The 14,163-nt window shown below is 55.1% G+C and carries 11 protein-coding genes; all 11 read left to right on the top strand.

Translation table 11 applies throughout. The features are described from left to right. The 11 genes from A6X21_RS06170 (at position 1) to A6X21_RS06115 (ending at position 13,850) form a co-directional block, all read left to right on the top strand. A complete protein-coding gene (locus A6X21_RS06170; RefSeq protein WP_068846744.1) occupies positions 1-1,932 on the top strand; it encodes a hypothetical protein in 1,932 nt (643 codons plus the stop codon). Then, a complete protein-coding gene (locus A6X21_RS06165; protein ID WP_068846743.1) occupies positions 1,929-2,492 on the top strand; it encodes a pilus assembly FimT family protein in 564 nt (187 codons plus the stop codon). Before A6X21_RS06170 ends, A6X21_RS06165 begins: the two co-directional genes overlap by 4 nt. A gap of 15 nt (positions 2,493-2,507) precedes the next feature. Then, positions 2,508-3,755: a pilus assembly protein PilM gene (gene pilM / locus A6X21_RS06160; RefSeq protein ID WP_068846742.1), complete on the top strand. Its 1,248-nt coding sequence runs from the start codon at positions 2,508-2,510 to the stop codon at positions 3,753-3,755. Continuing rightward, entirely contained in the window at positions 3,748-4,626 is an 879-nt protein-coding gene (locus A6X21_RS06155; protein WP_068846741.1) for a PilN family protein, read from the top strand. The genes pilM and A6X21_RS06155 overlap by 8 nt, the downstream gene beginning before the upstream one ends. Before the next feature lie 393 nt (positions 4,627-5,019). Continuing rightward, positions 5,020-5,715 carry a hypothetical protein gene (locus tag A6X21_RS06145; RefSeq protein WP_068846739.1) on the top strand — a complete coding sequence of 232 codons (696 nt, stop codon included), beginning with the start codon at positions 5,020-5,022 and terminating at the stop codon, positions 5,713-5,715. Between the two features lie 260 nt (positions 5,716-5,975). Then, on the top strand, positions 5,976-6,713 hold the full coding sequence (locus A6X21_RS06140; protein ID WP_068846738.1) for a hypothetical protein: 738 nt from the start codon (positions 5,976-5,978) through the stop codon (positions 6,711-6,713). Positions 6,714-6,807: 94 nt separating this feature from the next. Beyond that, entirely contained in the window at positions 6,808-9,501 is a 2,694-nt protein-coding gene (locus A6X21_RS06135) for a secretin GspD/PilQ domain-containing protein (protein ID WP_068846737.1), read from the top strand. Between the two features lie 40 nt (positions 9,502-9,541). Next, the gene (gene queG, locus A6X21_RS06130) at positions 9,542-10,783 is read left to right on the top strand and encodes a tRNA epoxyqueuosine(34) reductase QueG (RefSeq protein ID WP_068846736.1); all 1,242 of its coding nucleotides are present in this window, start codon (positions 9,542-9,544) and stop codon (positions 10,781-10,783) included. Positions 10,784-10,840: 57 nt separating this feature from the next. Then, positions 10,841-11,200 (top strand): cupin domain-containing protein, encoded by a 360-nt coding sequence (locus tag A6X21_RS06125; RefSeq protein WP_068846735.1) that lies wholly within the window; start codon positions 10,841-10,843, stop codon positions 11,198-11,200. Between the two features lie 58 nt (positions 11,201-11,258). Beyond that, positions 11,259-12,062, top strand: a complete 804-nt coding sequence (gene dapB, locus A6X21_RS06120; RefSeq protein WP_068846734.1) for a 4-hydroxy-tetrahydrodipicolinate reductase — start codon at positions 11,259-11,261, stop codon at positions 12,060-12,062. 123 nt (positions 12,063-12,185) lie between these two features. Further along, entirely contained in the window at positions 12,186-13,850 is a 1,665-nt protein-coding gene (locus A6X21_RS06115) for an NAD+ synthase (RefSeq protein ID WP_068846733.1), read from the top strand. Positions 13,851-14,163 lie beyond the last annotated feature (313 nt).

Here is a 14,163-nt window from a genome sequence, read left to right as displayed (position 1 = left end):
ATGAGAGTGAGACAGATTCTTCGATCGATGGGCCGGCATGAGGAAGTGCCGGGCATTAAGCATGCCCGCAAGGGGGCCGCACTTCTGATGGTGGTCGTGGCACTGGGGTTAACTTGTGCAGTGACGTTGGCTTTTCTGGAAACCCAGGCCATCTCGACCCGAGTGACGAATAACTCGATTGGGAACCGGCATGCGGAAGATGCTGCAGAGACAGCCGCCCGCCTGACTTTGCGACAAATGCACTCCGCCAGTTGGGCGGGGGTGAATCAGTCACTGTCGGGGCCGTTGTGGCAAACATCCGAAGGGACGGCCAGTTACGAAGCAACCTTTCATCCTGTCACGGTCACCGCCTCGACCCTCTCGCAACTGCTGCGTGTGGAAGTTCGCTGCACAGGACGCTTCACGCCGGCAGGTAATAACTCGATCCCCTCGCAAAAGACAATTCGACTGATTGTTGAAATGCGTCCTCGCGTGGAACTTCCGGGTTCCAGCACCAGTCTGCCTGCCGATTGGAATCCACCCTCGAATGAGTCGATCAGCACCCGGCCTTATTCGATAACTTTGGCTTCCAACTCCAGCAGTGCTCTCGTCGTTGATCCCAGCAATCGTGTCGAAGGCCCCCTGTGGCTTCGAGGACGACCCGTGATTTTTGGCGATCCTTTGTGGTCAACCTCCACGCGGCAGATCTACCTGCAGCATATGGCTCAGGATTTTGGGGCGCTGAGCAACATCGAGAAATACCCGCATCCGTTTGCCCAGAAATTCGTCTTTTCGAACTCCACCTCGGCGAATCAATCGAGCGTGGCGGAAAGCCTTGCATTACTTGGTGTGCCCGTCGAGCTCAGTTCGACTCATCCGCCGACGCCGACATTCTCGGTGTCATCGTGGAGCCAGTATCGCCTGTATGACAAAGGGTTTGTTTACAACGCACAGACGCTGGGAAGTTCTATTTCGTGGAGTGAATTACGTCCTACGCCCGCCAATCCTTTGGGCATTTATATTCGACAGGGCGATCTTCGTATTCAGGGGAACACCACGATTGTGGGGACGTTGATCGCCACTGGCCGAATCACCATTGAAGGCACGAATAACATCATCGTTCCTGCCCGGCTGACAGACTTGCTGCCAGCGGATCTTCGAACCAGTGCTCTCTCGACAACATTGCCAACCATGATGGCGCAGTTTGTCGAGTTCGACCGCGAATGCTTTTGCCATGTCGAAGGTTTTGTCCAGGCGACAAGAACGATCACTGGTGCCGGGGCCTCGTGGAGACTACGCACAAACAGCACCGCCATAGGCCTCACGGGAACTCTGGCGACAGCTTCCGTCAGTACTCAGCCATTTTCCTCAATTCGAATTGACGACGACGTGAACTTCGACGCCATCAATTCCGGCTGGCGACATCAGATGACGTTATTCACGGGTGGGACAGGTCGTACTCTGCCGATCGTTTCCGTTGATAAAAACGCCCGAAGAATTACGGTTGCCGGTCAAGTCACCACGACGGGCCCCGTGGCCTGGCGAATGTCACGTACTCCTCAGGCAGAAGTTCGTATTCTCGGCAGGCTCTGGGGCGATACGGCGAATTTTAATCGTGCCTCACATTGGGATCTCAGCTCATTAAGCTGGACACTCCTTAGAACGCAGTGGGAACAGACCAACAGCCTTCTGGCCGCGACCGGTCAAGCCGAGATGACTTTGACCCGATGGCTTTCCAACCCGGCGAATGTCAATTGGTTAGGAAGTTACCAGGCGACTTTCGCACAGAACATCGAACCTACACTTCATCTGCATGATCTCCCTGTGGTGAATGAAGTGACCACACTCCCGATGCTGCGCGCCTCGACGATCACTCCAGCAGGTGGAATGATCGCGGGCCTGGGGACTCCGGGTTATCAGTGGCTGGTCATTTCGCGGGAGATTCTCCCATGAAAAGTACCCGCTCTCCACGACCTGCCCGAAAAGCCTATACGGTTGTGGAATTGCTGATCGTGATTGTGATTGTCGGGATTCTGGCCTCTGTGGGGATTTCCGCCATGGAGTCCTGGGGAGAGCAAATGCTGCCGGTGGCCGCCCGCAGGCTGGCGGCTGATCTTCGTCTGGCCCGGCAACTGGCGATTGATCAGAACACGACTTATGAAGTTCAGTTTGATCTGACGGGTCAAAATTATCGAATTGTGCACACAGGGACAGCGACAGTTCCTCTGCTGATCGATCCGCTGGCTCCGCCGGGAAGTTCGCAGAGTGGCTATGTGGTGCCCATGGCCAGATATCAGAGCCGCTCGTCACAGGCGGCGGGAGTGCGCTTCAAGTCTGTCAGGGTTCCTGTAGAAAACCGGACTGTAACGAATATTCCGTTCGCATCGACTGGAGGCACGGGGCCGACTCGAAGTGCCGATACTGAGATCACGCTCATTCATGGAAGCGGTGCATCCGAAACGAGTCTGAGCCTGACTGTCTCGTGGCAAACAGGGCAGGTCTGGATGCCTTAACAGGATCTCCCATCCATGTGGTATGGCAAATCGACCCAGTATTCACCTGTCGGACTGCTTCTGCAGGCAGGGTCGGTGCGTGCCATTCAACTGGATCGATCAGGGAGAGTTTGCGGCGCTGCGGTCGAAAATCTGGCCAGCCAGACGTCGGATTCTACGATCGATTATGAACGGGCTGTCATTGCCATCCTCAAACGCTGGTGGAGAAATCGACTCTTCCGTGGCTGGCAGGTGGTGCTGGGAATTCCTTCCCACGAATTGTGGATTCACAATGCCCGGCTGCCTCAAGTTCCCAGTGAAGAGTTACCACAGGTTGCCCGTTTTGAAGCCGAAGAACGATTGCCTTACGCCGTCGATGAGGCGGAATTGCGGCTGATCTTAGCGGGTGATGTCAAGCAGGATGGAGTTGCCAAGCACGAAGTGATTCTCTTGGCGTGCCGGAAGACAGCGATCCAGCAGCAGATCCACATTTGCGAGAGAGCGGGCCTGGTACCACAGGCGATTGATACAGAATCCCACGCTTTGATTCGATTTCAACGGGCAGTGGACAACTCCGAAAAACGAACTGTCTTTCTCCATCTCGGAGAAAAACTCTCGACCGTCATCTTCGCGGAAGGCGATCGAATTCTGTTCCTCAAGTATATCCTTGTCGGAAACTATCAGTTCGACCGGGCGATTGCCGAGGAACTCGAACTCACTGAACTGGAAGCGAGGCAACTGAGAACATCGGTCAGCCACGCGGAAGAACTCGATGCCGATGATGATGTGCATCGCTCGGTGATTGATGCCATTCGATCGCTGCTGGAAACGGTCACGAACGAAGTCGAGATGTGCCTGAGATATTGTAAAGTCACATTTCGAGGCCGACCCGCAGGACAGCTCTGGCTAAGTGGCGAAGGTGTTTCGAGCTGGCTGGCGGATTATCTGGGTGACCGGTTTGGCATGCCAGTGACTTTATGCCGGGACACTCAGCCTGAAAACCATTTCACGGAATCCTTGGCCGATCAACTCCCCCGCCATATCGGACAAATTGTCCATCAATCCAATTCAACGCCACATGGCCGGAGTATTTATCCGGATGGTGCCTGGGTGGTGGCGTTAGGTTTAGCCTTGCGACAGTTTTCTCTGACGACGAACTTGTACCAACTCGCTCCATCGGTCAGACCAAAAAATCACCAGTTGGCTGCCGCACTTGCCGGTGAAGCCAGCGATGCCATGACTCCTTCAGCAGGTGAGCCTCCCTCAGGAGTGCCCCATGACTGAGATCGATTTTCTCCCTGCGGGATATCATCGCGATCGAGAAAAAAGGCTGCGACGCCGTTGGCATCGCGTGGTTTCCATCGTGTTTGCGGGGCTGGTCATCGCCGGTACCGTCGGCCAGTGGTCACGAGTATCGCGAGATCGGACACGACTGTTGCATTTGCAGAGTTCCGTCGCGACTGCCAGAGCGGGCGTGCCAGCAGCGGCTCCCCTTCAGGCAGAGCTCGACCGGTTGATTGAACACGAGCGGGTGATCAAGGTTCTCGAACAGGATCATTCCCTGGCCAGCATTCTCGATGAGGTCAACGGGCTCAGACCTCCTGGCGTTTCATTGAGCGAAATCCATTGGCAGAACCCCGTGAGCACAGCGGGCACAGGTGGTCGCGGTACCAGCAGCAACTTGGGGCAGCCTGGCCGCTCTTCGGCAACCACTCAGAATTCACAGCGTCCGGAAAGCCTTTTTGCTCCTGGGGAGTTACTGAATCGCACATTGGCAGAACTTGCCCGGAGACAGCCGACTCTGCAGTTGATCGGGTTAGCCCCGGATCATCTGGCCATGGCCAATTATCTGAACGCTCTGGAAGCGTCCAACAGCTTTGTTGAGGTCCGTCTGGAACTGAGCCACGTGCAAGAGCTGAATGATCTGGAACTTCAGCAATTTCAGATCCTGCTGAAACTCAGACCTCTGGGGCAATTGGTGGCGGAGACCAAAGATCTCTCTTTCGACAAACATCCTGCACCCGCAGCGAAACCTGTCGAACGAATCGCACCTGCACCCCGGCCTGATTTCACCAATGAACATGAGATTGCGAGAGACATTCTGCCTCATCAGACAGCCGAACAATCGAAGCTCAACCAATCGACGAAAAACTGATGGATCATCCTTCGCAACTTACCGCTTGATCTGGACTGCTGGTATTTACACACAATTTCGCAGGAGTGCTAATTTGCGCTGTGACTTGAGACCGGGTGGCTGGGGTCAAACGTCCTCGTTAGCCCCCAGGTCATGGGGTGTCGACTGTTCATGGAGATGATGATTGGAGGGAGGATACAGGTGCAAACTTGCTCACGAACTTTGTTGACCAGGAGGCGGATGAAGACATCCGACCCCTGCCACCCGGGCAAGAACCACGTCCTTTCGCCGTGTTTTGCCTTCTTCGGTGCCTTTAAGGTCATACCACCCATGGTCGGGTGAAAAGATGTGTGTCATAGACAACTCAGTGCCGCAAGCATCGAACTTCCTGCTTTGAAAACCTGGACTGACCTCATGCACGATTCTCGAACATTTGAACTGGCGCGAACTGGCGGATTGCTTCTCGCAATGACGCTCGCCTACCTGTTCTTCGTGCATCGACCGGCTGAAAACGAATGCCGACGTCTGGAGCAGCAGATTCAAGCCCAGCATCTCGAATTGCAGCACATACCAGTTCAGTTAGCGGAAGTGGAACATCTGCGTGCGGAGATTCGCGAGCGGCAGCAAGCCAGCTTAAAACCTGTCGAAACCAGTGGCATGACAACGAAAATCCTCAAATCGATCAGTCAACTGGCACATACCCATCAGCTCTCGATCGATCGACTCGAACCACTGGCACCACAAGATTTGAGCACACATCATGTGGCTTCAGTGCGTGTGCAACTTTCGGGAGAATATGATCACTGGAATCTGCTGCTGCAGGAACTTGATAACTCACCCGATGAATTCGAGATTCTCGACTTTCGACTCTCCATGAACGATGTGCGAAGTTCTCGGCAGAACCGCTCGGCGAAGAACAGCGAGAGTTCACCGATAATCCATCGCATATCCTCTGGAGGTGACTCTCGACCCGAAGCTCGATTCATTTCTGCGGCTGGAAGTCGTTTGTCGGGTTCGAATCCTGCAGCCATCTCGGGTGAGATGCATATTGCCCGTCGTCTGCCTCCCGAAACACCAGCAGCAAATCTGAATACGCAAGGCACGAAATAACGGCCTCAGGTGATCATCGATCACATGCAGAATCTGCCGATTTCGACCTGTCGAGCCAGCATGATTGAGAATTTGAATCCTTGGCGATGACTTTTCTGATTTTGACGAAAGTTCAGGCGTCGTCTGGCCGATGGTTGCGATAAGTCTGGCTGCGCGGCGATGCGCACCTACGCTGATCATCTCTCCAACCAACCATCTTTCCCTTCCCACGGGATCCCTGCCAGCTCCCTTCCCTTCGCTGGTTTCACCAAGTGAACCTGATGTCTGCCAAGACCGTCTCCCAAAAACTGCTGGCGGATTTAAAAGCGAGTTGGCCGAAAACGGCCATGCTTCTGGGATTGCTCGGTGTCGGGTTCTGGATCTGGACACCCATGTTGCTCAAGTCGCTCGGGAAGGGGAATTCCGTTCGACCAGAGCATGCGGCTGCTTCCTTCAATACGGCTACTGTTCCGCCAACGCCTCCCACAACGAGTTCCATGTCTCCCGGTAAAAGTTCAGATGTACCTTCCGGTTCTCCCGAACGTGACTGGCCTGCCTGGGAAGCACTTCTGGCGCGGGACCCGCTGGCAGGGAAAGGACTTTCGAAGACCATTGCGAATCCTTTTCTAAGAACATTGGACAACGACCCTCTCTACCCACTTTTTGAACCCGAACCGATCCCTCAAGTTGTTCGTCAGGATGATGAATCCGGGAAGACGACACCTATCGAGAAAGTGGCAGCAGCTCCCAGGCCGACTCTGGAACTGCAGTCGACCGTTGTGGGAATTCAGCGACGAGCAGCCCTGATCAATTCCCGACTGGTTCTTGAAGGTAAAACATTCACGATGGCCGGCACCAGGCTGCGTCTGGTGCACGTCGAACCTCAACGAGTCATTGTCGAAGATGCTCAGGGCCCCTTTGAAGTGAAACTCACGCGGTCTGTGCAGGTTGTGGTGGGGCATGACAATACGAGCGATGAACCTCCTCTCGAAGACTATCCTGCACTCCCTGAACTTTGACCAATCCGTCACTCTTTCCCTGTATTGATTTCAAGTCACCTGCCACCAGCCCGGCAAATTTCCTGAGAACCTTCGCCACGTCACGGAAGACGTTATGCCAGCAACACCATTCAATACGGCATTTCGCGCCATGGCTTTGGGTTTCGCCCTGCCGGCAACACTCTTTGTCGGGTCGGAATTCTGGCCTGCCGAATGGAAATCGACTCCTCTGGTTCGAGGCAGCACAACCGCCACCCGCAGCGCAGCGCAGCTCCCTCAGACCGACGTGCCGCCCGCTTCAGAGACTCGCTCTTTACCGGCTACTCGCCCCGCACCGGCCACTCGCTCAACTCCAGAAACGACATCTCAAAGAGTGGTCTCACTCTCGAACGTCAATCCGTCCGTGGGACAAACAGCGGCTGCAGATCGGCTCAACTCACCGGCACAGTCGAGCATCTCCCGCCCGGCACAGTTTTCAAGAAAAATACCCGATTCGAGAAAAATCCCCGATTCGAGGAACCTACCCACCGTTCCAGACCCTCACGATCTGCCCGAAGTCGATGCGGAAGATCTTCCGGTCATCAGTTTCCATACGCTCCCCGTGGATGAGCCACCTCTTCGCCAACCCTATGCCGGCAAGTCTTCACCACCGGCAAATCGGCACATCGAGGCTCAGCTTTCCGGATTGGAGCGAAAGATCGAAATGCTGGCACAGGCCCAGACCGATCGCCAGCAATCCGACCTCGAACGGGCCCGGGCTCTGTACGATCAGATGCGGAACAGTCAGCAATTGCAGCAGATCGAGAATCGGCTCAATGAACTCTCACTCAAATCCACACAGGCGCAATTGACCGCTCCAGCCACTTCCATGCAGTCGCCCGCTGTTCCTTTCGAGAACAAATCAAGTCCTGAGACGACTCCTGCCGTTAATCCCTCGAAAGATGATCCACTGAAACAGCCGGCACTTCCCTCGACAGTGTCATCCAGTGCGGTGTCATCCAATACTGCGACACCTTCGGATGGGGGATCGTTGCCGCAGATTCGTGTCATGCCACAAATCCCTCACGGGCCGGATGGTCCCGGGGGAACTGTTACCAGTGATGAGAAGTTTGATCTGCAGGTGGAGCAGGCCGAACTGCCCCGTGTGTTAGAACTGCTGGCGCAAATGGCGGGAATCAACATTCTCACCAGCCCGGAAGTTGTGGGAAAAGTAACGGTGAACCTGCAGGGGGTCACTCTGGAAGCGGCTTTGGATGGATTGTTGCGAACACGCGGATATCTGTATCAGCGTGAAGGGGACATGGTCTTTGTGATGACGGCTCGTGAAGCGGAAGCCCGTCGACTGGCTTCACGAAAAGTGCTGACCAAGATCTATCAGCCCAACTACATCAACGTGAAGGAACTTCAGCAACTCGTTCAGCCCATTCTGACACCGACACTGGGCAAAGTTTCCATCACCTCTCCGTCTTCCGTCGGGATTGCTGAGAACGCCACTGATGCAGGGGGTGACAGTCTTTCTCAACGGGATGCACTCCTGGTGCAGGATTATGAAGAGGTCATTAACGAGATTGATCGCGTGATTATCGAGATGGATATTCCTCCATTGCAGGTGATCATCGATGCCAAAATCCTCAGTGTGAAATTAACGGATGATATGGCGTTTGGAGTCAACCTGGCTTTGTTGGGTGGAGACAAAAATCTCGCCGTCACTGGGAACGGAGCTTCGATAGCGACCAGCAGTGGCTTTCCTGGGGGAACCGGCTCGATCATTCCCCCGGGTGCACAATTTCTTGCGAATACAGCGGGCCTGAAGTACGGGTTTATTGCGGGTGATATCACCGGGTTTATCCGGGCCCTTGAATCGATTGCCGATACCAGCCTCGTGGCGTCTCCACAGATACGGGCACTCAACAAGCAGCGGGCCGAAATGATCATCGGCAATCGATTGAGCTATAAAACTCTGGCGTTCAACAGCACTCAAACCATCGAAAACGTCAATTTCCTCGAATCGGGGACCAAGCTGATTATCCGGCCCTTCATTGCTCCCGATGGACTGGTGCGAATGGAAGTGCATCCCGAACGATCGCGTGCTGTGATCAATCAGTCGACGGGATTGCCTGATCAGGATACGACCGAAGTCACCACGAACGTCATGGTTCGTGATGGCCAGACCGTCGTGATTGGCGGTCTCATCAGTGAAGAATCGACAGAATCGATTGATCGGGTTCCGGTTCTCGGGGCGATCCCGCTGGTGGGGGCGGCCTTTCGAAATAAAAGCAGCCGCATCGAACGGACCGAACTGATTGTGCTGATCACGCCCCGCATTGTCGATGAATTCGCGGCTGCTGCCGAAGGGGATATTCTGCAGGCAGCGACGGAAGAACGGGCCGCTCACTTTCGTGATCATCTCTCGCCTGTCAATCGCAACAGTCTGACCAGAGCCCACTATGAACGAGCCGCTTTTTACCTGCAAAAAGGGGAACTGATGCGGGCCAGGCAGCATGTTGACGCCGCACTTCATCAGAACAGTGCCGATCTGGACTCTCTACAATTACGCAACGAAATCAATACTCAGATCGAAGCCAAAACCGGGGAGATGTTCCGCTGGCCAGGCCGTAACAAGAAGAGTGCCCGGCAAGCAGCCGCAGCCGCTATCACGCCGTCACCGATTACACCCACGGTATTGCTTCCATCGACAGGCTCCACAACTGCCAGCCAGAGCGCAGAGACATGGGTGATGCCTGCGGAACTTCCACCACCGCCAGCGCCAGTTCAGCTTCCTCCACCAGTTCCTGCGCCGGGATTTTGATGTTAATCTGCCGTCGTGCCAAATTGCCGACGTTCCAGGATTGCTCATTATTCCAGCCGATAAAGCCATGATCGCCGATGGTCTGAAGCAGACTTTGCTCGATGCAGGTTTTGCCTTGGTTGGCATTGCACCGGCTGTCAGTCCGCTGGGGCTGGATCGCCTGCACGAATGGCTACAGGCCGGCTATGCGGGCGAGATGAGTTATATCGAACGTCGACAACATGCCTATGCCCACCCCGAGAACGTACTTCCTCGAGTGGCATCGATTGTGATGGCTGCCTGGAATTATCAGCCACAAGGATCACCAGACACTCTCGACGAATCTCGCCAGCGAGGCCGGATTGCTGCATACGCTCAACTTCCCGAAGACTATCACCACTGGCTCAAAGAGAAACTTCAGCCGGGCATCTTGTTCTTGAGAAAGCACTTTCCCAACGATCGTACGCGTACTGCCATCGATACCGCTCCGCTGTTGGAAAGAGAATATGCCAGCCTGGCTGGCCTGGGATGGTTTGGCAAAAACACCATGCTGATTGACAGGCAGCAAGGGAGCTACCTGCTGCTGGCGAGTATTCTCACACAGACAGAATTGCCACCCGATGCACCGCATCAGACGCAACATTGTGGCAACTGCACCCGCTGCCTCGAGATCTGTCCGACCGATGCCTTTCCACAGCCTGGAGTCCTCGATGCCACGAAATGTATTTCGTACCTGACGATTGAACTGAAAGGCTTGCCTGCCGAGCCGCTGAGAAAAGGGATCGGCCCATGGTTGCTGGGATGCGATCTGTGTCAGGATGTCTGTCCGTGGAATACCAAGCGTCAGAAAGTCTGGTCGAGAGCGCAATCTGCGAATGATCAGCAGCGAACAAAGTTGACCGACAATGAGACGAGTGAGGCAGCGCTTGTCGAAGCGGAAAGTAACCCTGCGTTATTCCTCACCATCTCCGAAGAAGCGTTTCAACAGCGGTTCGGGAAGACTCCCTTAGAACGCCCGGGGCGTGCTGGAATGGCCCGCAATGCCGCAATTGTGCTGGGGAACATCGGTAGTTTCAACGACTGGCCTGCGATCGAACACGGTCTGGCCGATTCTTCGGCTGTGGTGCGCAGTGCCTGTGCTTGGGCAGCGGTCGAACTGGCTTTGCGCGAACCGCTTCTGAAGTCAATTGCCGAGACTGCATTGCGAAATCGATTGCCTCTCGAAGATAATTCAATAGAAACATCCGCCACATATCGGGAACTACAGGCAGCACTGGATCGACTGACAATTCCACCTGCTTGAGTCTTCTCGTAAAGTCATTGAACCGAGCCTCATTGTCGAAACCTCCGGGATCACGTCATGCCTGTTCTCATTCCCTCACCCACGCAGATTGAAGCGGCTGGAAACAAACCCAAACTGATTCGTGAGTTCATTGGCCGGGTAAATTCCCATGAGTCTCACATCAGTATTGCCCATATGCAGAGCCCTGGCGGCTGGGTGGAACCTGGGCAAACCCCCGAGTTCGACGAATACACACTGGTTTTAAAGGGTTCGCTGCAGGTCGAATCCAACGATGGCACGCTCTTTGTGGCAGCGGGGCAAGCGGTGCTGGCTCGAAAGGGTGAATGGGTTCGCTACAGTACACCGGATGAAAGTGGCGCGGAATACATTGCCATCTGCCTGCCCGCTTTCTCGATGGAAACTGTTCATCGCGATTAGAATCAAACCGGCCTCGACCACTTATTTCTTTAGAGATCTCTGCGGAAAGTCAATCACAATGTCAGTGACCACAATCGGCGTTTTCGGTGCGACAGGTCGTATGGGCCAGCGAGTTCTGGCCTGTGCAGCGACTGATCCATCACTCAAGATTTCTGCGGCTTACGAGCGTCCCACTCATCCAGCGATTGGTAAAGATGTCGGTGAGATTGCCGGCCTTGGTGCTATTGGAGTCCCACTGGCGGGGGAAATCGGGACGCCTCCCGATGTGATCATTGATTTCTCCACGCCAGAAAGCTCGGTCGAGCTTTCCAAAGTCTGTGCGGAGCGGGGATTGCGACTGGTTCTGGCCACCACTGGTTTTTCTGCTGAGCAGAAAGAAGTGATTACGCAGGCAGCGAAGAAGACTGCGATTCTCTGGGCGCCCAGCATGAGCCTGGCCGTGAACGTGGCGATGAAGCTCGTCGCTGATGCGGGACGTGCTTTGAAAGATGTTTCCAGCGGTGTCGATGTCGAAATCATCGAAAGGCATCACCGTTTCAAAGAAGACGCCCCCAGTGGAACTGCGCTCAAGTTTGGCGAGATTGTCGCACAGAGCATGGGGCAGACCGAGCATGTGCATGGTCGCGAAGGTCGGATTGGCCAGCGACCTCGCCATGAGATCGGTTATCACGCACTGCGCACTGGTGATAACGTGGGCGAACACACGATTGTCTTTGGCCTCATGGGCGAGACTCTGGAAGTGACCGTGCGTGGGAATTCGCGCGACAGCTACGCCCAGGGAGCCTTGACCGCTGCCAAATTTCTCGCTGGCCGCCCGGCGGGTCTGTATTCAATGGCCGATGCTCTGGGATTGAACGCATAGTTCGCGGCTTGTTTCCATCGATGAACGTTGCGTTCTGTTCGCGCTGGATGATCCATCGAAAGTAGATCGCCGCGTTCGATTTTGTGCCTTGTATTTGCTTTCACTTGCTTCAAAGCTGTTGACATGAAAATCGCTCTCCTGCAAACCAATCCCACTGTCGGTGATCTGGCGGGGAATGCCCGGCTGGTGCAGGAGGCGGCACAGATGGCAGCATCGAGCGGGGCTGATCTGCTGGTCACCAGCGAACTGGTCCTTTCGGGGTATCCACCCAAAGACCTGCTTTCGAGGCAAGGATTTGTCGCCGCCTGCGATCGGTGGATCGATCAACTGGCAGGGGAGCTTCCCCCAGAGCTGGGTGTCGTCGTGGGACATCCAACTCAACGGGATTGCCCGCAGGGACGCATTGCCAATGCTGCCAGCCTGATCCATGAGGGAAGAGTTCTCGCCACCATTCATAAGCGGCTCTTGCCCAATTATGATGTCTTCGATGAAAGGCGATACTTCCGCCCTGCTCAAAAGCTGGCACCTATCCCGTTTCGCGGTGAAAAGCTGGGCATTCACATCTGCGAAGATGCCTGGTTTCATGACCCGGCCACGTTCTATGCGACAGACCCGGAACTGCTGGGAGACCCCGTCGCCGAATTGGGGAAACAGGGAGCGACTCTGCTGATTAATCTTTCAGCCAGCCCGTTCGAAGTCGGCAAGTCGCGGCGGCGTCATGAACTGATGGCCTATCACGCCCGGCACTGGTCGATTCCGTTTCTCTTTGCCGATCAGATTGGCGGCAATGATGATCTCGTGTTCGACGGACAGAGTTTTGTTCTCGATGCCAATGGGGCATGCGTAGCGACTTTGCCCGCTTTTCGACGGGGATTGTTGCAGGTTGATACCCAGGCACTTCCTCCGCGGCAGATTTCTCTGCAGATGCCCGTCGAGTCTGATCTTCATGAAGCTCTGGTGCTGGGCATTCGCGACTATTGCCATAAGTCGGGCTTCACGGATTGCGTACTGGGGCTTTCAGGTGGTGTGGATAGCGCCCTCGTCGCGTATCTGGCAGCCAGAGCCCTGGGGCCGGAACATGTCCATGGCCTGCTGCTCCCCAGCAGATACAGCACCGACCATAGCCTGGAAGATGCCATTCTGCTGGCAGAACGATTAAAGATCGATCATTGCACCATACCCATCGATGCTGTGCACCGGGCGTATGAGACGATCGCAGTACTGGGAGAAGAATTGGCATCAAAGCCCGCGGGACTTGCTGATCAGAATCTGCAGTCACGAATTCGTGGTGCCATTGTGATGGCACGCAGCAATCATCACGGCTGGCTGGCTCTGGCGACTGGTAACAAGAGTGAACTCGCCATGGGGTATTGTACACTCTATGGCGATATGAACGGCGCTCTTGCCCCCCTGGGCGACTTGTACAAAGGTGAGGTCTATCGGCTTTGCGAGTTCATTAACGGGCAGGAAGGGAAGGAGATGATTCCGGCGAACATTCTCACAAAACCTCCTTCTGCAGAGCTGGCCCCTAACCAGTTCGATCAGGATACGCTTCCCCCGTATGACCTGCTGGATGAGATTTTGCGGGGCCTGATTGACCGGGAAGAATCAGTGGCGGCTCTCAGCCATAAGTTCCCTGCGACGACAGTCGAGTGGGTGGCCAGGCGACTCGATCGGAACGAGTACAAACGCTGGCAGATGCCCCCCGGGATTAAAGTCTCACCACGAGCCTTTGGAGTTGGTCGACGCATGCCGATGGCCGCCAGATGTGATGGTGACTGGGCGTAATCGCTGCTGAAATCGACTGTGTCGCCAGTCTTTCTTAACGACTACGTTGCCGGGTCTTCGACCGATCCCCGAGATTAGATACGCCTGGCAAGTCGGATCAAGCATGCTTGCTCCGAGCCGCTGTCGATGACACACATCTATGACTCCAGGGTGGCCCGGCCACGAGTTGGCCGGGCTACCCGCTCCCAATAATCAAACAGGCGTGGCAAGTCGATCAAGCATGCTTGCTCCGAGCCGCAAGCATGGCACACAACGCCGTCCACGATTTTACAAGTCTGATGACGTGACGTAAGTTTCGTGTTCTCAAGAAGAT

Source organism: Planctopirus hydrillae, assembly GCF_001707835.1.
GTDB classification, from domain to species: Bacteria; Planctomycetota; Planctomycetia; order Planctomycetales; family Planctomycetaceae; genus Planctopirus; species Planctopirus hydrillae.
The sequence above is the reverse complement of the archived record's forward strand: the minus strand, read 5'-3'. Positions and strand labels throughout refer to the sequence as shown.